Genomic DNA, 21,837 nt, shown 5'->3' on the forward strand with positions numbered 1-21,837 from the left:
GTCTAGGGCAGCAGAATGCTCGAACCGGTGGTTTGCCGCGCGCTCAGCGCAGTTTGCGCCAGCGCGGCGTCCTTAAGTGCATAGCGGTTGCTGATTTCCACCTGCAGTTGGCCGCTGGCAATCATGGCGAACAGTTCGTCAGCCATCGCCTGCAGCCGGGAAGGCGTATCGGCGTAACCGGCCAGGGTTGGGCGGGTGACGAACAGCGAACCTTTTTGCGCGAGGATGCCCAGGTTGACGCCGGTTACGGCGCCCGACGCATTACCGAAGCTAACCAGCAGGCCGCGCGGCGCCACGCAATCCAGCGAGGTTTCCCAGGTGTCCTTGCCGACGCCGTCGTAGACCACCGGGCACTTCTTGCCATCGGTCAGTTCCAGCACGCGCTGGGCGACGTTCTCATGGCTGTAGTCGATGGTCGCCCAGGCGCCCTGCTCTAAGGCCCGCGCCGCTTTTTCGGCGGAGCTGACGGTACCGATCAGCTTGACCCCAAGCGCTTTGGCCCACTGGCAGGCGAAGGAGCCGACCCCGCCGGCGGCGGCATGAAACAGAATGGTTTCGCCACCTTGCAGAGGGAACGTTTGGCGCAGCAGATACTGCACCGTCAGGCCCTTGAGCATCACTGCGGCGGCCTGCTCGAAGCTGATCGCATCCGGCAGCTTTACCAGCTTTTCGGCTGGCAGCACATGCAGCTCGCTGTAGGCGCCCAGCGGCCCAGTGGCATAGGCCACGCGGTCACCCACCTGAAAGCCGCTGACTGCCGAGCCTACTGCTTCGACGATCCCCGCACCCTCGGTGCCCAGGCTGGACGGCAGGGCCGGCGGCGCATACAGGCCGCTGCGGAAATAGGTGTCGATAAAATTCAGGCCAATCGCCTGGTTCTGCACCCGCACTTCATTAGGGCCTGGGGCGGCGGGGCTGTAGTCGCTGTACTCGAGAACGTCCGGGCCGCCGTGACGGTTGAACTGGATACGCATGGCCATTTTCAGAGTCTTCCGCGATTGAATGCCTGGATGATGCCCGCACGGGCAGAAACGTGCCGTTATCCAATCGTCTGCATTGACCGTCGTCAACTGCGGCCGTGGGGTGGCTGGTGTTATGCTGGCCGCCCATTTTCCCCGCGGCCACGTGCCGCCTGGCCTTACCCGTTTTCAAGGTGCCGCCGTGAGTGACCGTACTGAGGCCGTCAAAGCCTACCTGCTGGATCTGCAAGACCGTATCTGCACTGCCCTGCAAGCCGAAGATGGCGGTGCCGAATTCTTCGAAGATGCCTGGCAGCGGCCAGCCGGCGGTGGCGGGCGCACGCGGGTGATGGAGAACGGCGCGCTGATCGAAAAGGGCGGGGTGAATTTCTCCCATGTGTTCGGCGACAGCCTCCCTCCCTCGGCCAGCGCGCATCGTCCGGAACTGGCTGGGCGTGGCTTCGAGGCCCTTGGCGTGTCACTGGTGATCCACCCGGAAAACCCCTATGTGCCGACCTCCCACGCCAACGTGCGCTTCTTCAGCGCCGAGAAAGAAGGTGAAGAGCCGGTCTGGTGGTTTGGCGGCGGCTTCGACCTGACGCCTTACTACGGCAATGAAGAAGACTGCCGGCACTGGCACCAAGTCGCCCATGACGCCTGTGCGCCCTTCGGTGCCGAGGTCTATCCGAAGTTCAAGGAGTGGTGTGATCGCTACTTCCACCTCAAGCATCGTGGCGAGCCGCGCGGCATTGGCGGGCTGTTCTTCGATGACCTCAATCAGTGGGACTTCGACACCAGCTTCGCCTTTATGCGCGCCATCGGCGATGCCTATATCGCGGCCTATCTGCCCATTGTGCAGCGCCGCAAGCTGACCCCCTATGGCGAGCGCGAGCGTGAATTCCAGGCCTTCCGCCGTGGCCGCTATGTCGAGTTCAACCTTGTGTTCGACCGCGGCACGCTGTTCGGCCTGCAGTCCGGCGGGCGTACCGAGTCGATCCTGATGTCGCTGCCGCCGCACGTACGCTGGGGCTACGACTGGAAGCCAGAGCCGGGCAGTGAAGAGGCGCGCCTGACAGAGTATTTCCTGACAGATCGTGACTGGCTGAATGAGGCGGGCCGCTGATGGACCGCTACGGCGTATTCGGCAACCCCATTGGCCACAGCAAGTCGCCGCTGATTCATCGCCTGTTTGCTCAGCAGACTGGCGAGCAGCTGAGTTATGAAGCCCTGCTCGCGCCGCTGGACGACTTCCCCGGATTTGCCCGCGCGTTCTTTGCCGATGGTTTGGGTGCCAATGTCACGGTGCCGTTTAAGGAGCAGGCGTTTGCTCTCACCGATCAGCTCAGCGCCCGTGCTCAACGCGCTGGCGCGGTCAATACCCTAAAGAAGCTTGCCGACGGTAGCCTGCTTGGCGACAACACCGACGGCGCCGGCCTGGTGCGTGATCTGACGGTGAATGCCGTGGTAAACCTCAAGGGCAAACGCATTCTTCTGCTCGGCGCTGGTGGTGCGGTGCGCGGGGTGCTGGAGCCATTGTTGGCCGAGCAGCCGGCGGCGCTGGTGATTGCCAACCGCACGGTGGAAAAGGCCGAGCAGCTGGCCCGCGAATTTGCCGATTTGGGCCCAGTGGTTGCCAGCGGTTATGACTGGATTGATGCGCCAGTGGACCTGATCATCAACGGCACCTCGGCCAGCCTGGCCGGCGAGTTGCCGCCGATTGCCCCAAGCCTGATCCAGCCCGGCCATACCCTGTGCTACGACATGATGTACAGCAAGGAATTGACCGCCTTTAACCGCTGGGCCACCGAGCACGGCGCAGCGCGCACTCTGGATGGCCTGGGCATGCTGGTCGAGCAAGCCGCTGAAGCCTTTGCCCTGTGGCGCGATGTGCGTCCAGCCAGCGCCCCGGTGTTGGCCGAACTGCGCCGCCTGCTGGCCGAGGGTTAAGCGCTTATGTCGCTGAGCCCGACTGAACTGGCGCAGATCAGCGCGCTGACCCTGCGCCATTATCAGGACTGCGCCGAAGACTTTCGCGAGGGCACCCGCGATCACGATGTCAGCCAGAATATCGCCGCCCTGCTCGCGCATATCCAGGCCACTGCGCCCTACCAGATTCTAGATTTCGGCTGCGGGCCGGGGCGCGATCTGCGCACCTTTAGTGCCATGGGCCACATCGCCGTCGGTTTGGATGGCTGCGCGCGCTTTGTCGAAATGGCTCGCGCCGACAGTGGCTGCGAAGCCTGGCAGCAGGACTTTCTCGCCCTCGATCTGCCGCCTGAGCGCTTCGACGGGGTGTTCGCCAACGCCTCGCTGTTTCATATTCCCCGCCAGGAACTGCCGCGGGTGCTGAAGCAGCTGCATGCCACCCTTAAACCCGGCGGCGTGCTGTTCAGCTCCAACCCCCGTGGTGAGAACCAGGAAGGCTGGAATGGCGAGCGCTACGGCGCCTATCACGATCTGGCCAACTGGCGCGTACTGCTTAACGCCGCCGGCTTTAGCGAACTGCAGCATTACTACCGCCCCGCGGGTTTGCCGCGTGACCAGCAGCCCTGGCTGGCCAGTGTCTGGCGCAAACGTTGAGCCTTCAGTACACGTCGCGCAGATAACGCTTCTGTTCGGCCAGACGGCGGATATGTTCGGCGGCTTTTTCCTCGCTCAAACCACCGTGCTCGCGCGCCACATCCCGTAGCGCCTGTTCGACATCCTTGGCCATGCGGTTGGCGTCGCCGCAGACGTATAGCTGCGCACCCTCCTCCAGCCAACGCCACAGCTCGCCGCCCTGTTCACGAATACGATCCTGCACGTAGATCTTTTGCGCCTGATCGCGGGAGAAGGCCAGGCTGAGGTTGGTCAGCAGACCGTCCTGCTGCATCGCCGTCAGCTCGTCGCGGTAGTAGAAGTCGCTGGCCGCATGCTGCTCGCCGAAGAACAGCCAGTTCTTGCCGGTATCGCCGCGCGCGCGGCGTTCGTGGAGGAAGCCGCGAAACGGCGCCACGCCGGTGCCGGGACCGATCATGATCATCGGCACGTCGCCATCGCGCGGCACGCGGAAGTATTTGTTGCTCTGCACAAACAGCGGTACTTCGGCGTTATCCGCACGGTCGGCGAGAAAGGTTGAGGCCACGCCCTTGCGCTTGCCGTAGCGCACGGCGGACACAGTCAGGTGCACTTCGCCGGCATGCGCCTTGGGGCTTGATGAGATGGAATACAGGCGCGGTTGCAAACGCTTGAGGCTGCCCAGCAGTTCGCCAGCCGAATGCTCGGCTGGATAGGCCTGCAGCACGTCTGCCAGTTGGCGGCCCCACAGCCAGTCCTTCAGCTCGGCCTTGCGCTCGCCAAGCAGGCTGCGCAGCTCGTTGCTGGCGCTGCGTTCGGCGACCAGGGCGAGGGCTTCGTTGCTTGGCCGGGCAATTTCAAAATGACTGCTAAGCGCCTCGCGCAGCGGCAGCTCGCCGACCTTGGCCACGTTGACCCGTTGTTCGCCGCCCAGGCGCGCCAGTTCGAGCACTTCCTCGACCAGCTCCGGGCAGTTGCGCGGCCATACGCCGAGGGCATCGCCGGCTTCGTAGGTCAGGCCGGAATCGCCCAGGGCGAAAGCAAACTGGCGGGTGTCCTTGCTCGCGCCTGCTGCGTTCAGGCGCAGATTCAGTGCCAGACGCGCAGGCAGCGGCTGGGTCTTGCTGACTAACTCTGTGCTGACGGGCTCAGTTGCGGCTGTGCTGTGTGCGGGAGCCGGCGTTGCGGCCGGGCGCAGCAAGGGCAGTAACTCGCTTAGCCAGGCCGCTGCTGCGTCGTCGAAGTCGCTGTCGCAATCCAGGCAGGGCCGCAGCGGCGTGGCGCCGAGTTCGGCCATACGCCGGTCGAGGTTTTTGCCGTGCTGGCAGAACTGCTCGTAGTTGGGGTCACCCAGCGCCAGTACCGCATAACGCAGATTTTCCAGGCGCATCTCGCTGGTTTGCAGTGCGCTCCAGAAGGCCTGGCCGTTGTCCGGCGCATCACCGTCGCCGAAGGTGCTGCTGAGCAGCAGCACCGAGCCGGCGCTGGCCAGTTGCTGCGGCGGGTAATCGGCCATGCAGCTGAGCGCCACGGCAACCCCGGCTTCGCTCAGGTGCGCGGCCAGGCGTTCGGCCAGTGCCTCGGCATTACCGGTTTGCGAGGCCCATAGCAGGGTCACAGCAGGGTTCGCTGCCAGTGACGCTGGCGCGACGCGGCTGAATATTCCGGCGAGCATGCCGTCGAGCCACAGGCGGGTCGGTTCGGCCAGGGGCGCCTGGCTTGGCATGCTCGGCACACCGCCGCCGGGGTTGCTGCGCAGGCCGCTGATATAGCCGGCCATATAGCTGCGCTCGCTTTCGCTGAGGGGCGGCGGCGCGCTGCAATCTACGCCGACCAGCGCCGCAAAGGTTTCGATACTCGACATCGTGAGTTCCTCAGGCTGGTGAGATAGGCGAGTGCTGTTGACTGCCTCGGCGGCTGGCGTATCGAGACGTTGATGGGCGATCAACTCGATACGCCGCAGGCTGACGGCGCAGAACTTGAATTCCGGCTGCTGCGAGATGGGGTCGATGGCGTCGCTGGTCACCGCGTTGATCGCCAGGTTGTCGCCGTACACATCGTTCCAGTGGAACGGCGCAAAGCAGCCGCCGGGCAGCACGCGGTCGCTGATCTGCACCGGCAGCACGGCATGGCCACGCCGTGAGCGGACTTCCAGCTGGTCGCGGTCGCGCACGCCGAGTGCGGCGGCGTCCTGCGGGTGCACTTCGATAAAGGGGCCGGGGTTGAGCTTGTTCAGCGTGGCGACCTTGCCGGTCTTGGTCAGGGTGTGCCACTGGTGCTGCAGGCGCCCGGTGTTGAGTACGAAGGGGAAGTCGGCATCGGGCATTTCCGCCGGGTCGAGGTGCGGGCGCGGGAAGAACTGCGCCTTGCCGCTGGGCGTGGCAAACGCCAGGCGCGGCGTGCTGCCGTCTGCGCGAATGTACAGATGCTGGCTGATTCCGTCGTTGATGTAGCGCAGCGGCATACGCCCGTCGCCCGCCTCGCTGGCGCAGGGCCATTGCAGCGGCGTTTGGCGCAGGCGTGGGTAGCTGGCGCCGCGCAGGTCATAACCGGTTTTTGGGTTGTGGAAGCGTTTGATTTCCTCGAACACCTGCTCGGCCGAGCTGTAGCTGAAGCCGTCGGCAAAGCCCATGGCGCAGGCCACCTTGGCGATGATGCGCCAATCGGCCATGGCCTCGCCGGGCGGCTCGACGGCTTGCGGCATCAGGGTCAGGTTGCGCTCGGAGTTGATCATCACCCCTTCGGCTTCGGCCCACAGTGCGCCGGGCAGGAGGATGTCGGCGTAGCGATTGGTTTCGGTGTCGAGGAAGGCGTCCTGGGCGATCACCAGTTCGGCGGCCTTCAGCCCTTCGATCACTTTGCTGCGGTTGGCCATGCTCGCCACCGGATTGGTGCAGATGATCCAGCAGGCCTTGACCTTGCCGGCCGCCAGGTCCTCGAACAGCGTCACGCTGCCGCCGCCCAGGCGGGTGTGCAGGGTGCCGGCCGGCACGCCCCAGATTTGCTCAACAAAGGCGCGGTCCTCATCCACCAGCACACTGCGCTGGCCCGGCAGGCCGGGGCCCATATAGCCCATCTCGCGGCCGCCCATGGCGTTGGGCTGGCCGGTGAGAGAGAACGGCCCGCTGCCGGGACGGCAGATCTTGCCGGTGGCCAGGTGCAGGTTGCACAGGGCGTTGGTGTTCCAGGTGCCGTGGGTGCTCTGGTTGAGGCCCATGGTCCAGCAGCTCATCCACTCGCCGGCTTCGCCGATCCAGCGTGCGGCCTGGCGGATCGCTGCTTCGCTGAGCCCTGTGTGAGCGGCGACGTATTCGGGGGTGTAGCTCTCCAGGAAGTCCGGCATGACCTCCCAGCCTTCGGTGAACTCGGCAATAAAGGCCGGATCGGTGTGGCCGTTCTTGTGCAGCAGGTGCAGCAATCCGTTGAGCAGCAGCAGGTCGCTGCCCGGTTTGATCTGCAGAAACAGGTCGGCTTTGTCCGCCGTGGCGTTGCGCCGGGGGTCGACGACAATCAGCTTGGCGCCGGCCTTGACCCGCGCCATCAGCCGTAGAAACAGGATCGGGTGACAGTCCGCCATATTCGCGCCGATCACCAGCAGTACATCCGCGCGGTCGAAGTCCTGGTACGAGCCGGGCGGGCCGTCGGCACCCAGCGACAGCTTGTAGCCGCTGCCGGCGCTGGCCATGCACAGGCGCGAGTTGGATTCGATCTGGTTGCTGCCCAGGTAACCCTTGACCAGCTTGTTGGCCAGGTACTGCGCCTCCAGCGACATCTGCCCGGAGACATACAGGGCGATGGCGTCCGGGCCGTGTTCGTCGAGAATTGCGCGCAGGCGGGCGGCGGCGGCGTTGATCGCGGCATCCATGGCGATTTGCCCTGGGTCGCGGTTACGTTCGCTGCGCAGGTAGGCGTGCTGCATGCGGCCGGATTCGTTCAGCGGCTGGGCGCAGGTGCTGCCCTTGGTGCACAGGCGGCCGAAGTTGCTCGGATGCTGTTGGTCACCGCTGACCTTGGCGATCTTGCCGTTTTCCACCTGCATGACGATGCCGCAGCCGACGCCGCAATAGGGACAGACACTTCGCACGGTTTTGTTCGCCACACCCCTCTCCTGCACCTGAAACGCAAAACGCCATGCAACCCTCCGTCGAAACGGGAGTGGCACGGCGTCTTTGTCGTGGATGGGCAATCAGCGTTGATTACCTGGGTTGGTCTATAGCAAGGCACGCGCCAGGGTTCGCCAGGGCGGCTTGAATGCCCGCGTAGCAAGGCCTGGCGAGGTGTGTGCTGGGCCGCTGGCCGGTTTTTGCGCGACTCATAATGGGGCGCAGGCTGCTCTGCTCGCCTCTTTTTGGGTCTGTATCGCGTCGGGCAGGTGAGCCTGCAACTGCGCCTGCAGCCTGCTGCAATGCGGGCCACAGGCCGCTGCCGGGAAACTGGCACAGGCGCTGCATGAGCCCCAGCGAGCCCGCCATATCCGGGCCGCCCATTCGATCAATGGCGATCGCCAGCCTGAACAGGCAATGGGTAATCAGGTGCCACTCGCAGGCACCGCACAGAACAGGCAAAGGCGCCTGAAACCGCAAGGTTTCAGGCGCTTTTTTTATTGCCGCAGAAAAACCTGATGAGCTTCGGCCGGGAAACGCCATGAACAGCACAGATACCTCCACAGACCAGCAACGGCTGATCATCATCGGCAACGGCATGGTCGGCCATCATTGCGTCGAGCAACTGATCGAGCGTGGCGCGCTGGCGCAGTACCGCGTGCATGTGTTCAGCGAAGAGCCGCTGCGCGCCTATGACCGCGTGCACCTCTCCGAGTATTTCACCGGCCGCGATGCCGAATCCCTGGCCCTCAGCGGTGCCGAGTTGTACCAGACGCCGGGCGTGACCCTGCACCTGGGCGTGCCGGTGCTGGAGATCGACCGCGAACGCCGCGAAGTGATCACTGCCGAAGGCAGCTTCCCCTACGACCAGCTGGTGCTGGCCAGCGGCTCCTACCCGTTCGTGCCGCCGATTGAAGGCGCCGAAGGCGATTCGCGCCTGGTCTACCGCACCTTGGCCGATCTCGACACCATTCAGGCCGCCGCCAAGAGCGCGCGCCGTGGTGTGGTGGTCGGTGGTGGCCTGCTCGGCCTGGAAGCGGCCAACGCGCTGAAGTCCCTGGGCCTGGAAGCCCATGTGGTGGAATTCGCCCCGCGCCTGATGCCAGTGCAGCTGGATGATCACGGCGGCCTGGCGCTGAAGGCGCAGATCGAAGCCCTGGGCGTCAGCGTGCACCTGTCGCGCGGCACCCAGTCGGTCACCCCGGGCAGCGAGTACCGCTACCGGATGAACTTTGCTGGCGAGGAGTTCCTGGAAACCGACCTGATCGTATTCTCCGCCGGCATCCGCCCGCAGGACGCTATTGCCAAACAGTGCGGCCTGGAACTCGGCCCGCGCGGCGGCGTGGCCATCGACAGCCAGTGCCGCACCAGCGACCCGGCGATCTACGCAATCGGTGAGTGCGCGGCGTGGAACGGCGGCATCTTCGGCCTGGTCGCACCGGGCTACCAGATGGCCCGCAGCGTCGCCACCCAGCTATGCGGCGAGGACAGCGAGCCGTTCATGGGCGCGGACATGTCGACCAAGCTCAAGCTGCTCGGCGTCGACGTCGGCTCCATCGGTGATGCCCACGGCGCCACCGCTGGTTCGCGCAGCTACCGCTTTATCGATGAAGCCACTTCCAGCTACCGCCGCCTGGTGGTCTCCGCCGATGGCAAACAGGCCATCGGTGCCGTGCTGGTGGGCGACAACAGCTACTACGACACCCTGCTGCAGTACGTGCAGAACGGCATCAAGCTGCCGGCCGATCCGTCCTGCCTGATCCTGCCGCAAGGCGAAGGCGCCCCGGCGCTGGGTGCCGATGCCCTGCCGGACACCGCGACCATCTGCTCCTGTCACAACGTCAGCAAGGGCGCGATCTGCGCTGCCATCGACGGCGGCTGCGGCGACCTGGCCGGGCTCAAGTCTGCTACCCGCGCCGCTACCGGCTGCGGCGGCTGCTCGGCGCTGCTCAAGCAGGTGTTCGAGCACGAGCTGACTGCCCGCGGCGTGGTGGTGGATAAGAGCCTGTGTGAACACTTCGCCTACACCCGCCAGGAGCTGTACGGCATCGTTCGCGTGGAAGGCATCGAGAGCTTCGAGGCGCTGCTGGCCAAGCACGGCCGTGGTCATGTCGGCTGCGACATCTGCAAGCCGGCGGTGGGCTCGATCCTCGCCTCCTGCTGGAACCGCTCGATCACCGACCCGGCGCTGGTGCCGCTGCAGGACACCAACGACACCTTCATGGCCAACATGCAGAAGAACGGCACCTACTCGGTGGTACCGCGTATTCCCGGTGGCGAAATCACCCCGGACGGCCTGCTGGCCATCGGCGCGGTGGCGAAGAAGTACGACCTCTACACCAAGATCACCGGCGGCCAGCGCATCGACCTGTTCGGCGCGCAGCTGCATGAACTGCCAGATATCTGGGCCGAGCTGATCGCCGCCGGCTTCGAGACCGGCCACGCCTACGGCAAGTCGCTGCGCACGGTGAAGAGCTGCGTCGGCAGCACCTGGTGCCGCTACGGCGTGCAGGACAGCGTCGGCATGGCGCTGCTGCTGGAGGATCGCTACAAGGGCCTGCGCTCGCCGCACAAGATCAAGTTCGCCGTCTCCGGCTGCACCCGCGAATGTGCCGAGGCGCAGAGCAAGGATGTGGGCGTGATCGCCACCGAGAACGGCTGGAACCTCTACGTGGCCGGCAACGGCGGCATGCGTCCACGCCACGCCGAGCTGTTCGCCACCGATCTGGATGACGAAACCCTGATCCGCTACATCGACCGCTTCCTGATGTTCTACGTGCGCACCGCCGACCGCCTGCAACGCACTTCGGTGTGGCGCGAGTCGCTAGACGGCGGCCTGGATTACCTCAAGGAAGTGATCATTCACGACAGCCTCAATCTCGCCGCCGAGCTGGAAGCGCAGATGCAGCTGGTGATCGACCGCTACGAGTGCGAATGGGCCAACACCCTGAAGGACCCGGAGAAGCTCAAACGCTTCCGCACCTTCGTCAACCAGCAAGGCGGCGATCCGGACATCCAGTTTGTCGAAGAACGTGGCCAGCGCCGCCCGGTGCGCGCTGACGAGCTTGCCCTTATTCCGCTATTCGAGGAGGTGGTCTGATGAGCCAGTCCAGCGCAACCGCAACAGTCGAACAAACCAGCGTGCAATGGCGCGCCCTGTGCAGCCGAGCCGATCTGGTTGCCAACTCCGGCGTGGTCGCCTGGGTCGATGGCGCCCAGGTGGCGCTGTTCTATCTGCCTGACGAGACCCGCGGCAAACAGCTGTATGCCGTCGATAACCGCGACCCGAAGTCCGGTGCCAACGTGATTGGACGCGGCATTGTCGGCAGCCTGGCCGGCGACCTGGTGATCGCCGCGCCACTGTACAAACAGCACTACCGCCTGGAAGACGGCAGCTGCCTGGAATACCCCGAGCAGCAACTGCGTACCTGGCCGGTGCGCTTGCAGGGCGACCGGGTGGAAATTGGTCTGAGCTAAAGCCAACGTTCAGTAAACATCGACCAGCCCGCGAACAGCACCCTTGCCCGGTGTTGCTCGCGGGCTTTGTCGTTCAATGGCCGTCCGTATAGGATGGCCATGCTGCGGCACGGCAAAACCTGCACTGCCGGTAATTAATAAGCGAAGGAACCCCGTGCATGCACCGCCGACTTAGCCAGGCCCTGTTTACGCTCTGCATCAGCCTGAGCTGCATCGCCGTTACCCAGGCCGGGGATGTTCAGTTGGCAGTGGCTGCCAACTTCAGCGCACCCATTCCGGCCATCGCCCGCGGCTTCGAGGAGGCCACAGGGCATCGGCTGGTGACGGCTTACGGCGCTACCGGACAGCTCTACGCGCAGATCAAGAACGGTGCACCCTTCGAAGTATTCCTCGCTGCCGATGAGCTAACCCCGGCCAAGTTGGAAAGCGAAGGTGAGGCGGTTGCCGGCTCACGTTTTACCTATGCCATTGGCGCCCTGGCGCTGTGGTCGGCGCAGGTCGGCTATGTCGACGAGCGCGGCGCCGTGCTCAAGGCCAATAAGTTTCAGCACCTGGCCATTGCCAACCCGAAAACCGCTCCTTATGGCCTGGCTGCCGCCCAGGTGCTAGCCAAGCTGGGGCTGAGCCAGGCCGTGGCGCCCAAGCTGGTCGAAGGGCAGAGCATTGCCCAGACCGTTCAGTTTGTTGCCAGTGGCAATGCCGAACTGGGCTTTGTCGCGCTGTCGCAGGTGTACAAGGACGGTCTGCTCACCAGCGGCTCGGCCTGGAAGGTGCCTGCTGAATTGCATACTCCAATTCGTCAGGACGCGCTGATCCTCAAAAAGGGTGAGCACAATCCAGCCGCTATGGCCTTGGTCGAGTATTTGAAAAGCGAAAAAGTGGCCGCAATCATCACGTCCTACGGCTACACGCGTTAGAGGAGCGTTGCGATGCCACTGACTAAAGCCGATTTCGCAGCGGTCCTGCTGACGTTCGAGCTGGCATCGCTGACTACCCTGTTGCTGCTGCTGATCGGGACGCCGATTGCCTGGTGGCTGGCGCGCACTGATTCGCGCTGGAAGCAGCCGATTGGTGCCATCGTCGCCCTGCCGCTGGTGCTGCCGCCAACGGTGATTGGCTTCTACCTGCTGGTGAGCATGGGGCCGCATGGCGTTATCGGTCAGCTGACCCAGAGCCTCGGCCTTGGCACCCTGACGTTTACCTTTGCTGGGCTGGTGATCGGTTCGGTGTTCTATTCCCTGCCCTTTGTCGTGCAGCCACTGCAGAACGCCTTCGAGGCGATTGGTCGTGCCCCGCTGGAGGCGGCGGCGACGCTGCGCGCCGGGCCTTGGGATGCGTTCTTCACGGTGGTGTTGCCGCTGGCCAAGCCGGGGTTTGTCACCGCAGCGATTCTTGGTTTTGCCCATACCGTGGGCGAGTTCGGCGTGGTGCTGATGATTGGCGGCAATATCCCCGGTAAGACCCAGGTGGCCTCCGTGCAGATCTACAACCACGTGGAAACCATGCAGTACGCCCAAGCCCATTGGCTGGCCGGCGGTATGGTGCTGTTCTCCTTTATCGTGCTGCTGGCGCTCTACTCTGGTCGAAGCAGCGGGCGCAGCAGTACGCGGGTGTGGCAATGATCTGGCCTTTGGCGCGGCGCAATCCGGCGATTCGTACAGTCGCCGGGGCGGGTGAAATCCAGGCGCGTTTCAAGGTGGAGCATGCCGGTTTCACCCTGGATGTTGAGCTGAACCTGCCCGGTCGCGGCGTCAGCGCGCTGTTCGGCCATTCTGGCTCGGGCAAGACCAGCTGCCTGCGCTGTTTTGCCGGGCTGGATCAGCCGAGCGCAGGCTACCTGCAGGTCAACGGCGAGCTGTGGCAGGACAGCGCCCAGGGCGTCTTCGTGCCGGCACATCAACGTGCCGTGGGTTACGTGTTTCAGGATGCCAACCTGTTTGCCCACCTTACCGTGCGGCGCAATCTGCAGTACGGCTTGAAGCGCATTCCCGCAGCCCAGCGGCGGATTGCCCTGGAGCAGGCGGTGGAATTGCTCGGTATAGAGCATCTGCTGGAGCGCTTGCCAGGCAAGCTGTCTGGCGGCGAACAGCAGCGCGTAGGCATTGCCCGCGCCCTGCTGACCAGCCCACGCCTGTTGCTGCTGGACGAGCCGTTGGCGTCCCTCGACCTCAAACGCAAGCAGGAGGTGTTGCCCTATCTGGAGCGCCTGCATCAGGAGCTGGAAATTCCGATTGTCTACGTCAGCCACTCGCCGGATGAAGTGGCGCGTCTGGCCGATCATCTGGTGCTACTGGAGGACGGTAAGGTCAGCGCCAGCGGTCCACTCAAGGAAACCCTGCTGCGCGCCGACCTGCCGTTTGTCTTCGAGGACGATGCCGAGGCGGTGGTCGACGGCGTAGTTACCGCCCATGACCAGGCTTACGGGCTGCTCTCCCTGCAATTGCCGGATAGCCAGATCAACTTGCGCTTGCCCCACGGGCCGCTGCCGTTGGGTCAGTCGGTGCGGATCAAGGTCAAGGCGCGGGATGTCAGTCTGAGCCTGCAACAGGCCGAGGACAGCAGCGTGCTCAACCTGTTGCCAGCGCGAGTAGTGGACTGGATCAACGTCGCCGAACAAGCCCATGTGCTGGTGCGTGTGCAGGTGGGCGGCGAGCAACTGATTGCCCGCATCACCCGTTACTCCTTCGACCGCCTGCAGATCCAGCGCGAGCAGTTGCTGTGGGCGCAGGTCAAGTCGGTGTCGTTACTGAGCACTCACTGATGTCTGGGCAAACGCGCCGGGGATGACCTGCGAGCGCTTCAGCCCCAGCCACTCCAACTCGATAAACACCACTACCACAACAGCCTGGACGATCACGAAGGCGTAGCCCAGCGCGTTCGGTGTGAACCAGCCGCTGAGCAGCACCAGCAGGCTGAGCACCACCCATAGCGCATTCAGGCCGATCACCGTGTAGACCGCTGCCCGCGCCATGCTTTCACGGCGCGATAGCCAGAGCAGAAAGGCCACCAGCGGAATCAGCACCACGCCAACGCCGAAGAGGAATGCACCCGGCAGGGCCAACAGACTGCTGAGCCAGTCAGCCAGCAGCAGGAGTTGCGCCGTGGTGATCACGCCCACCAGGCCATCGGCGAGCAGGGCACGGCGCAGTAACAGCGAAGGTTGCAAGGTGGTCATGGCGAAGTCTCCATAAAGAACCGTCGAAATGGCGGCTTGCTCTTAGATTTCGCCGATCCACGCGCCGCGTCGATTACCTCGCAGGTAATGGCTGCAATGACCTTGCTGGTCTATCGTCGATGCCCATGAACAGCCAAATCCAGCCCGTCGGGGCCCTGCTGCGCCAGTGGCGCCAGCATCGTCGTCTGAGTCAGCTCGACCTCGCTTGTGAGGCCGATATTTCCACCCGCCACCTGAGCTTTGTTGAAACCGGGCGCGCCCAGCCCAGCCGCGAGATGCTGCTGTTGCTCGCCGAGCAGCTGGAGATTCCGCTGCGCGAACGCAATCGTCTGCTCAGCGCCGCTGGCTATGCACCGCTGTTTACTCAGCATGCGCTGTCCGAGCCAGCCATGGCGGCCGCGCGCAGCGCCATCGACCTGCTGCTCAAGGCCCACGAGCCCTACCCGGCACTGACCATCGACCGTCACTGGAACCTGCTGGCGGCCAACAGTGCCCTCGCGCCCTTTCTGCAGGGCATTGCGCCTGAGCTGCTGACGCCGCCGATCAACGTCATGCGCCTGAGCCTGCACCCGCAAGGGCTGGCACCGCGTATCGTCAACCTGGGCGCCTGGCGCGCCTACCTGTTGGCGCGGCTGCAGCGCGATTTTCAGGCCAGCGGCGATGCTCAGTTGCACGCGCTGTGGGATGAGCTGAACGCCTATCCAGGGCCGGCGGCGCCCGCGCAATTCGACAGCGACACAGTGCTGATGCCGTTGCAGTTTGCCAGCGAGCAGGGCGTGATCAGCCTGATCGGCACCACCACGGTGTTTGGCACCGCCAATGACATCACCCTGGCGGAACTGGCGCTGGAAACCTTCTTTCCGGCCGATGCCTTCAGCGCGCAGTACCTGCGTGACTTGGCCGAATCGACGCATCTTTCCGACGAAATCACTCTTTAGGCTGCTTTTATCCCGTATTCAGTGCAGTACCCTGTTGCGCGCGATTGTATAAGCTGACCTCGTTCAGCACTGCTCACAAAAATAATAAGGAGCACACCACGTATGCGTTCTATAACGCTGTCTCGCTCGCTATTGCTCGCGGTTATCGGGTTGTTGGCCGGCCTCTCGCCGCTGACCTTTGCCCAGGCCGTTACCCCCCAGGAACAGGTTCAAGTGCAGGCCAGCCGGGTTACCAGCAGCTTGATGCTGTTACGCGGTGAGGGTTTCCAAAAGAAACACCAGGACGCCCTGGAAACTGATCTACAGGCCCTGGCCGCCGCCGTGCAGAGCCTGCCGCAAAGCAGCGATGCCCTGCGCAGTGCCCATCAGGAACTGGTGGTGCAGATTCACCGTGGCGTGGCCTTTGGCCCGAGTGAAGATGACATGCCCTGGCGCTACCCCGAGGACCTCAGCAAAGCCCTGCTCGGCGTGCTTGAGGAAACCCGCAAGCTGGCCGGCCCGGCTGATAGCGAACTGTCCGCCAAGCTCGAATACCTCTCGGTGCAGTACCTCAGCCGCGCCTACTTCGGCAATTTCGAAACCGCCCGCGAGCAGCCCGACACCTACCTCGGCCAGGATGAACGCAAGATCGTGCCGTCAGTGGATGCGCAGCTGGCGGCACTGGATGGCAAAGCCGACCCGCAGGTGGGCAAGCTGAAAACCCGCTGGGATTACCTCAAGGCCGCGCTGGTCGACCTCAACAGCCAGAGCAGCGCCCTGCAGAGCGCCTCGGGTCGGCCATTTGCACCGATCACCGTGTATCGCCATACCCGTTCACTGACCACGCAATGGATGGCGATGTACTGAGGTCTGTCATGGATCTGCTGCGCGTCGGCGATACTGCGTTAAAAATGGCCTCGGGCAGCTCATTTGGAGTCGTAAACTCCGCGCCCTCGGCCATTTTGACCTGCCGAAGGCTGTTACTAACGTAGCGCCTTGTCTCGCTCTAGCTCGCGAGATCCGGATCGGTTCTAGCAGGCCGCCGATGGCGGCCTAGCAGTTTCAAGCAGTGGCTTTCTTCTCGCTAATACAGGTCGGGCCGGCTCGCTCGACGATGGCCTGTTCGACCTCTTTGCGCAGGCCCAGCAGGAAGGCCGCTTCGGCGGCGACGAACAGGGGGCCGATCACCAGGCCCATCACGTCATCGACAAACGCCGGTTTGCGCCCTTCGTAGTAATGGCCGACAAACTGAATAATCCAGCCGATCACAAACAGGCCGATGCCGCTGCTCAGCCACACCGCCGTTGATTGCACGGCCAGGCCCGCCGCTGCCCACAGGCTGAGCAGCAACAGCAGCGCCATCAGCAGGCCGAAGCGCAGGTCCAGGCGCAGGTAGAACACCCCTGCCGCCAAGGCCACCAGCAGCGCGGGGGACAGCCACAGGCCGAGCAGTTCGAAGCCAGGGCGTGACAACAACACGGTAACCGCCACAACGATCAGTGGAATACCGATAAAGTGGCTGAGAATATTGCGTTGGTCGCGGTGATAGGCCGCGTATTGAGCCAGATGATCAACCAGGGTTTTCATTATTATTTTCCTCATGCAAGACAGGTGGCCAGCATGAACCCACGCCCACGCAGCGCTCTGTCAGCTAGCCGACAAACCGCTTGGAACCGTCGATGAACAGCGAGCACCGCTATCAGGCTCGTCTGCGCCAAGGCCACTGGTTCAGTGCCCTGCCCGTTGCCCTGCAAGAGGCGCTGCTGGCGGCTGCTCAGGTGCAGCAACTGGCGCCCGGTCAGGTGCTGTTTCGTCGGGGCGACAAACCCTGTGGCCTGTATGCGGTGGTCGAGGGCGGCATGCGCATTGGCGCGGTCAGTGCCACCGGCAAGGAAGCGTTGCTCACCTTGGTGGAGCCACCCTACTGGTTTGGCGAGATTTCCCTGTTTGACGGCCAACCGCGCACCCATGATGCCTTTGCCGAAGGCCCCGCCACCTTGCTGCTGGTGCCGCAAGCGCGGTTGCTGGCGCTGCTCGAACAGCAACCGCAGTACTGGCGTGATTTCGCCCTGCTGATGAGCCATAAACTGCGCCTGGCGTTTATCGCCCTGGAAGAAATGAGCCTGCTGCCCGCCGCCCCACGTCTGGCCCGGCGCCTGCTGCTGATTGCCGAGAACTACGGCGAAGGCGAGCCGCGCCGGGTGCTGCACCTGCCGCAGGAGCAACTGGCGCTGATGCTGGCGATTTCCCGGCAGACCACCAACCAGATACTCAAGGAGTTGGAGGCCCAGGGCATTCTGCGCCTGACCTATGGCGAGATCGAACTCCTCGATCTGCCGCGCTTACGTCAGGCGGCGCAGTAGGCAGCGGCTGCAAAGACTGAACCTCTGGCGCAGAATGGCGCTCTATTGCCGACCTGTTTGCCGCCAGAGCCCGATGTACTGATGCCGATAACCGCTGAGACACCCCCTGCCGTCCACGCTGACCTGCCCCAGGTGCTGGCCGGCCCGCTGCTGCGCCGCATGGAAGCGCAGCGCCTGGTGCTCTGGCTGGTTGGCAGCCGGCCCTTATCGCTAACCCTGCAGCTGAGCCATGGTGATGCCCCCGAGCCACAGCGCTTGCCGCTGCACGGTGACAGCTGCCAGGTTATCCAGATTGGCGAACAGGCATTTATCCACCTGATTGACCTCACGCTGGAAGCGCCGCTGCCCTGCGATGTGCAGATTGATTACGACCTGCTGATCGAACAGCCGGATCAGGCCGTGCTGGGTATCGCCGACTGGGCGCCGCACTTGCTGTACGACGGCGCGATCCAGGCTAATTTCGTCCTGCGCGCACAGCTGGATCATCTCCTGCACGGCTCTTGCCGCAAGCCGCATCACCCGGCGGCTGACGGCTTGCTCTGCGCCGACCGTCTGCTGGCCGAAGCACATGCCCCCGAGCAGCGCCCGGCCTTGCTGCTGATGAGTGGCGATCAGATCTACGCCGATGATGTCAGCGGGCCGATGCTGCGGGCGATTCATCAGGTGATTGAGCGCCTGGGTTTGTTTGGCGAGCATTTGCAAGGTGCGGTGGTCGATGACAGCACGGCGCTGTACCAGCACCCCGCCAGCTACTACCAGCGCGCCGAGCTGTTGCCTGCGCTGAAGAGCAACGAAACCCTGCGCGAGCGCTTCTTCGGCGGCGTGGAAAAACCGGTGTTCACCACCAGCAGCGCCGACAACCACCTGGTGACCTGCGCCGAAGTGTTGGCCATGTACCTGCTGGTCTGGTCGCCGACGCCATGGACGTTGCTGGATGCGGAAATGCCGGCGCTCAGCGCCGAGGAAGTGCCGCGTTATCAAGCCGAGCGTGAGCGCATTGAAGCGTTTCGCTGCGGTCTGGGCCAGGTCGCCCGTGCCCTCGCCCACTTGCCGACGCTGATGATCTTCGATGATCACGACATCACCGATGACTGGAACCTCTCCGCGCAGTGGGAAGAGACGGCCTACGGCCACCCGTTTTCCAAACGCATCATCGGCAATGCGCTGATCGCCTACCTGCTGTGCCAGGGCTGGGGCAATAACCCCGATGTGTTTGCTGAGCCGCTGCAGATGATCCGTGCGATGACCGAGGGCCGCGATGCTGCCAACCACATGGACAGTGAGCCGCAGGATGCGCTGACCGACACCTTGCTGAGCTTTCACCAGTGGCAATTCGTCCTGCCGAGCAGCCCGGCGCTGGTGGTGCTCGACACGCGCACCCGACGCTGGCGCAGCGAGCGCAACCTCAAGCGGCCGTCCGGTTTGCTGGATTGGGAAGCGCTGTGCGAATTTCAGCAGGAGCTGCTTGATCATCCGTCGGCGATCATCGTCTCCCCTGCGCCGATATTCGGCGTCAAGCTGATCGAGACCATCCAGAAGGTCTTCAGCTGGGCCGGCCATCCGCTGATGGTCGATGCGGAAAACTGGATGGCCCACCGTGGTGCGGCGCAGGTGATGCTGAACATCTTCCGCCACTCGCGCACGCCGGGTAACTACGTGATTCTCTCCGGCGATGTGCATTACTCGTTTGTCTACGAGGTGCTGATCCGCCAGCGCAAACGCGGCCCGCAGCTCTGGCAGATCACCAGCAGCGGCCTGAAAAACGAATTCCCGCCGCGCCTGCTTGATTGGTTCGACCGCCTCAACCGCTGGCTCTACGCACCCTGGTCGCCACTCAACTGGTTGACCACCCGCCGGCGCATGCAGGTCAAACCGCGCATCCCCTCGCGCAGCAAGGCCGGCGAACGCCTGTGGAATGGGGCGGGGCTCGGTCAGGTGTGGTTCAACGACAACGGCCAGCCGAGCGCGATCTACCAGCTGAATGCCGATGGCTCGCCCGCGGTGGCGTTTGTCGATGATCGTGATAACGCACCGAGCACGGCGCCTGCCCGCCGCGCAGCAACTCAGTCGGCAGATCGCTCAGCCTGAGACCGCGCGGGCCAGAGCGGGGCCAGCCATTGCGCGCGCCAGCTTAAGGTCAATGCGACGAGCAGCGTGGCGACGCCCAGCAGCATCAGCCACAGCAGGATGGCCATGGCCGGCGAATCGCCCGCCAGGCTGCACACCAATGACAGCCCGAGCATCAGGCTTGCGCCGCTGCGCAGGGCGACTTGCCGTGACGCCGTCTGTTGCACGCCTTGATGCACCTGACGCCAATGGTTGGGCAAGGCCAGGGCGAGCCAGGCAAAGCCCAGCACCGCCAGCAGCAGGGCCAACAGCGAGTACAGAGCGGCGTCAGACATGGGCGACCTCCAGCGTTTCTTCCTGCGGTACGCGGCGGCGCAGCTTGTGCGCGGCCAGCAGGGCGAGTGCGGCTGCAGCGAGCAGGCACAGGTCGGTGCCGGCCACCGGGCCGTTGCCGCTGCGCAAGGTGGCCAGCAGGTGATCGCCGGTGGTCAGCCAGTTGGCCAGAACGGCCAGCACGGCCAGCAGCGCAATCGCTGTGCATTGCTCGCGCCAGGCGTGCAGGTAACCGAGGCGCGGGTCCTGCATCACGCGCCATACGGCATGGGCGCTCGCCACGAGCCACAGGGCATAGAAGCTCAGGATTTCGACACGCGCGCGGCCCAGGCCAAATAGCTGCTCTTGCATGGGCAGCCAGCGGTTGGCGAGCAGAAACGCCAGGGTGGCGAGAATCACCCCGCACACGCCGGCAACACTCAGCGTATCCAGCAGCGAGACGCCGAGATGACCGTGGCGCTGCTGCTTCTTGCGCCGGGCCTGGGTCCAGAAGAACAGCCCGGTGGCGATCACCACACAACCGCCTAGCCCGCCGAGGAAATACAGCCAGCGCAGGGCGTCGTGGCGGAATTGGATGTAGTGCAGGCCGGCGATGAAGTTCCAGGTGTTCACCGTGGCTGAGGCCTGGAAGCGACCTATGACCTCACCGCTGACACTGGCAAAGCGGAAGTTGTCGATGTCCTTGGTCACGCTGCTGTGGCTGGTGCGGCGCAGCAGCACATTGCCGTTGGCATCCTTGGGATTGTTAACCCGCAGCAGGTACACCGAGCCCGGCCCCCAATATTGTTCGGCCTTGGTCACCATGGGCTCCAACGGTGCCAGTTCGCCCGGCTGTTTGGCGGCCCGCAGGCGGATGCGGCCGAGTGCTTCACCGAGGAAGGCGCGTTCGGCGCTGACGCCGCTTTGCACCTGCTCGCGGTAGGTGTGTTGCGGCGCATCGGGGTAGTAAATGGCGAACGCGACGATCAGCCCGGACAGGGTGATCAGCAGGTGGAACGGCAGTAGCGCCACGCCGGCTACGTTATGCACATCCAGGGTGCTGCGGCCGAAGGCGCGGTGCAGACGCAGGGTGAAGAACTCGCTGAACAGCTTGCGGTGGATGACCACGCCGGACACCAGCAGGCAGAGCATGGCCATGCCGGCGATGCCCACCAGCCAGGCACCGATGTTTTTGTAGCGCAGCGTCAGGTTGTGGTGGAAGGGGTAGATAAAGCCACTGGCCCCCAGGGTCAACGGCTTGGCCAGCGGCTCAAGAGTGATTGGGTTGAACAGGTCGCGGCTGCTCTTGCGCGACTCTTCGCTGCCGTAAGTGAGGGTCAGAAACGGTGTGCGTTCCAGGGGCAGGATGATGGTCCAGACGGGCGCGTTGGCGGCGCGTTGTTCCAGCAGTAGGCGAATGTCACGGTCCAGCGACGGCCGCTGCATGCTGTCATCCCAGTGCAGGCGGGTGCTGGGCATCATCCAGCGGTCGATTTCCTTATCGAACACCGACAGGCTGCCGGTCCAGAATACGGCGAACAGCAAGACGCCGAGCACCACGCCGGCCCAGGTGTGCAGCTCGCCCATGCGGCTTCTGAATCCTGTTTTCATGGGTGCCCCTGCAGCAGCAGGGGCGTGCCCCAGGCCAGCAGGCTCAGCCCGCCGAGCAACAACCAGGCGTTACGCCGGCGCTCGCAGGAAAAGCCCCAGAGCAGCAACACCAGCAGGTAAATGAAGCCGAGCATGAGCGCCAGCATCACCGCATCGCCCTGACTCATACCGGCCCACCAGGCCAGCAGGCCGCTCAGACCGACTAGTTGTGCGCTGGCGAAATAGGCCAGCGCACACAGGCCGACAACGTGGGTAGCCGTCGCGGCCGGTTGGATAACATCGCGCAGGTGCATGACG

General features: G+C 64.1%; 20 protein-coding genes. 12 read left to right on the forward strand and 8 right to left on the reverse strand.

Features of this window, described 5'->3' with window-relative positions:
• Positions 1 to 2: 2 nt before the first annotated feature.
• Positions 3 to 980 (reverse strand): NADPH:quinone reductase, encoded by a 978-nt coding sequence (locus BLO50_RS14790; protein ID WP_090254240.1) that lies wholly within the window; start codon positions 978 to 980, stop codon positions 3 to 5.
• Positions 981 to 1,161: 181 nt separating this feature from the next.
• Between BLO50_RS14790 and hemF the strand changes: the two genes are divergently transcribed.
• Genes hemF through BLO50_RS14805 form a run of 3 tightly spaced genes read left to right on the forward strand, consistent with a single transcriptional unit; the run spans position 1,162 to position 3,539 of the window.
• Positions 1,162 to 2,082, forward strand: a complete 921-nt coding sequence (gene hemF / locus BLO50_RS14795; RefSeq protein ID WP_090255153.1) for an oxygen-dependent coproporphyrinogen oxidase — start codon at positions 1,162 to 1,164, stop codon at positions 2,080 to 2,082.
• Positions 2,082 to 2,906, forward strand: coding sequence for a shikimate dehydrogenase (gene aroE, locus BLO50_RS14800; RefSeq protein ID WP_090254242.1), 825 nt, complete (start codon positions 2,082 to 2,084; stop codon positions 2,904 to 2,906). Before hemF ends, aroE begins: the two co-directional genes overlap by 1 nt.
• A 6-nt stretch (positions 2,907 to 2,912) precedes the next feature.
• Entirely contained in the window at positions 2,913 to 3,539 is a 627-nt protein-coding gene (locus BLO50_RS14805; RefSeq protein WP_090254243.1) for a class I SAM-dependent methyltransferase, read from the forward strand.
• A 4-nt stretch (positions 3,540 to 3,543) separates the two neighbouring features.
• Here the strand turns inward: BLO50_RS14805 and BLO50_RS14810 are convergent, their stop codons facing one another.
• Both BLO50_RS14810 and BLO50_RS14815 read right to left on the reverse strand, forming a co-directional pair.
• Positions 3,544 to 7,614, reverse strand: coding sequence for a bifunctional nitrate reductase/sulfite reductase flavoprotein subunit alpha (locus BLO50_RS14810; RefSeq protein ID WP_090254245.1), 4,071 nt, complete (start codon positions 7,612 to 7,614; stop codon positions 3,544 to 3,546).
• A gap of 97 nt (positions 7,615 to 7,711) precedes the next feature.
• Positions 7,712 to 8,170 (reverse strand): hypothetical protein, encoded by a 459-nt coding sequence (locus BLO50_RS14815; protein WP_090254247.1) that lies wholly within the window; start codon positions 8,168 to 8,170, stop codon positions 7,712 to 7,714.
• Here BLO50_RS14815 and nirB point away from each other — a divergent pair.
• From nirB to modC, 5 genes are all read left to right on the forward strand, one after another.
• Positions 8,160 to 10,718 carry a nitrite reductase large subunit NirB gene (nirB, locus tag BLO50_RS14820; protein WP_090254249.1) on the forward strand — a complete coding sequence of 853 codons (2,559 nt, stop codon included), beginning with the start codon at positions 8,160 to 8,162 and terminating at the stop codon, positions 10,716 to 10,718. The two genes, BLO50_RS14815 and nirB, sit on opposite strands and share 11 nt — an antisense overlap.
• A complete protein-coding gene (gene nirD, locus BLO50_RS14825) occupies positions 10,718 to 11,095 on the forward strand; it encodes a nitrite reductase small subunit NirD (protein ID WP_090254251.1) in 378 nt (125 codons plus the stop codon). Before nirB ends, nirD begins: the two co-directional genes overlap by 1 nt.
• A gap of 158 nt (positions 11,096 to 11,253) precedes the next feature.
• Positions 11,254 to 12,012 carry a molybdate ABC transporter substrate-binding protein gene (modA, locus tag BLO50_RS14830; RefSeq protein ID WP_090254253.1) on the forward strand — a complete coding sequence of 253 codons (759 nt, stop codon included), beginning with the start codon at positions 11,254 to 11,256 and terminating at the stop codon, positions 12,010 to 12,012.
• Positions 12,013 to 12,024: 12 nt separating this feature from the next.
• Positions 12,025 to 12,717, forward strand: coding sequence for a molybdate ABC transporter permease subunit (modB, locus tag BLO50_RS14835; RefSeq protein WP_090254255.1), 693 nt, complete (start codon positions 12,025 to 12,027; stop codon positions 12,715 to 12,717).
• On the forward strand, positions 12,714 to 13,856 hold the full coding sequence (gene modC, locus BLO50_RS14840; protein WP_090254258.1) for a molybdenum ABC transporter ATP-binding protein: 1,143 nt from the start codon (positions 12,714 to 12,716) through the stop codon (positions 13,854 to 13,856). Before modB ends, modC begins: the two co-directional genes overlap by 4 nt.
• On the opposite strand, the gene BLO50_RS14845 is transcribed toward modC, so the two are convergent.
• The gene (locus tag BLO50_RS14845; RefSeq protein ID WP_090254260.1) at positions 13,839 to 14,270 is read right to left on the reverse strand and encodes a hypothetical protein; all 432 of its coding nucleotides are present in this window, start codon (positions 14,268 to 14,270) and stop codon (positions 13,839 to 13,841) included. The two genes, modC and BLO50_RS14845, sit on opposite strands and share 18 nt — an antisense overlap.
• Before the next feature lie 125 nt (positions 14,271 to 14,395).
• Here BLO50_RS14845 and BLO50_RS14850 point away from each other — a divergent pair, with 125 nt between their 5' ends.
• A complete protein-coding gene (locus tag BLO50_RS14850) occupies positions 14,396 to 15,208 on the forward strand; it encodes a helix-turn-helix domain-containing protein (RefSeq protein WP_090254264.1) in 813 nt (270 codons plus the stop codon).
• A gap of 102 nt (positions 15,209 to 15,310) precedes the next feature.
• Positions 15,311 to 16,054, forward strand: a complete 744-nt coding sequence (locus BLO50_RS14855) for a hypothetical protein (protein WP_090254266.1) — start codon at positions 15,311 to 15,313, stop codon at positions 16,052 to 16,054.
• Positions 16,055 to 16,249: 195 nt separating this feature from the next.
• On the opposite strand, the gene BLO50_RS14860 is transcribed toward BLO50_RS14855, so the two are convergent.
• Positions 16,250 to 16,774, reverse strand: coding sequence for an Mpo1 family 2-hydroxy fatty acid dioxygenase (locus BLO50_RS14860; RefSeq protein ID WP_090254268.1), 525 nt, complete (start codon positions 16,772 to 16,774; stop codon positions 16,250 to 16,252).
• Positions 16,775 to 16,866: 92 nt separating this feature from the next.
• Between BLO50_RS14860 and BLO50_RS14865 the strand changes: the two genes are divergently transcribed.
• On the forward strand, positions 16,867 to 17,550 hold the full coding sequence (locus BLO50_RS14865; RefSeq protein ID WP_090254270.1) for a Crp/Fnr family transcriptional regulator: 684 nt from the start codon (positions 16,867 to 16,869) through the stop codon (positions 17,548 to 17,550).
• 81 nt (positions 17,551 to 17,631) lie between these two features.
• Positions 17,632 to 19,638 carry an alkaline phosphatase D family protein gene (locus tag BLO50_RS14870; protein WP_090254273.1) on the forward strand — a complete coding sequence of 669 codons (2,007 nt, stop codon included), beginning with the start codon at positions 17,632 to 17,634 and terminating at the stop codon, positions 19,636 to 19,638.
• Here BLO50_RS14870 and BLO50_RS14875 read toward each other — a convergent pair.
• The 3 genes from BLO50_RS14875 to BLO50_RS14885 are packed head-to-tail and all read right to left on the reverse strand — an operon-like array spanning position 19,614 to position 21,833.
• Positions 19,614 to 19,952: a DUF3325 domain-containing protein gene (locus BLO50_RS14875; RefSeq protein WP_090254275.1), complete on the reverse strand. Its 339-nt coding sequence runs from the start codon at positions 19,950 to 19,952 to the stop codon at positions 19,614 to 19,616. The two genes, BLO50_RS14870 and BLO50_RS14875, sit on opposite strands and share 25 nt — an antisense overlap.
• Positions 19,945 to 21,540 (reverse strand): PepSY-associated TM helix domain-containing protein, encoded by a 1,596-nt coding sequence (locus tag BLO50_RS14880; RefSeq protein WP_090254277.1) that lies wholly within the window; start codon positions 21,538 to 21,540, stop codon positions 19,945 to 19,947. Before BLO50_RS14880 ends, BLO50_RS14875 begins: the two co-directional genes overlap by 8 nt.
• Positions 21,537 to 21,833, reverse strand: coding sequence for a hypothetical protein (locus BLO50_RS14885; protein ID WP_090254279.1), 297 nt, complete (start codon positions 21,831 to 21,833; stop codon positions 21,537 to 21,539). The genes BLO50_RS14880 and BLO50_RS14885 overlap by 4 nt, the downstream gene beginning before the upstream one ends.
• Between the last annotated feature and the right edge of the window lie 4 nt (positions 21,834 to 21,837).

The organism is Pseudomonas peli, assembly GCF_900099645.1.
In the GTDB taxonomy this organism is placed as follows: Bacteria; Pseudomonadota; Gammaproteobacteria; order Pseudomonadales; family Pseudomonadaceae; genus Aquipseudomonas; species Aquipseudomonas peli.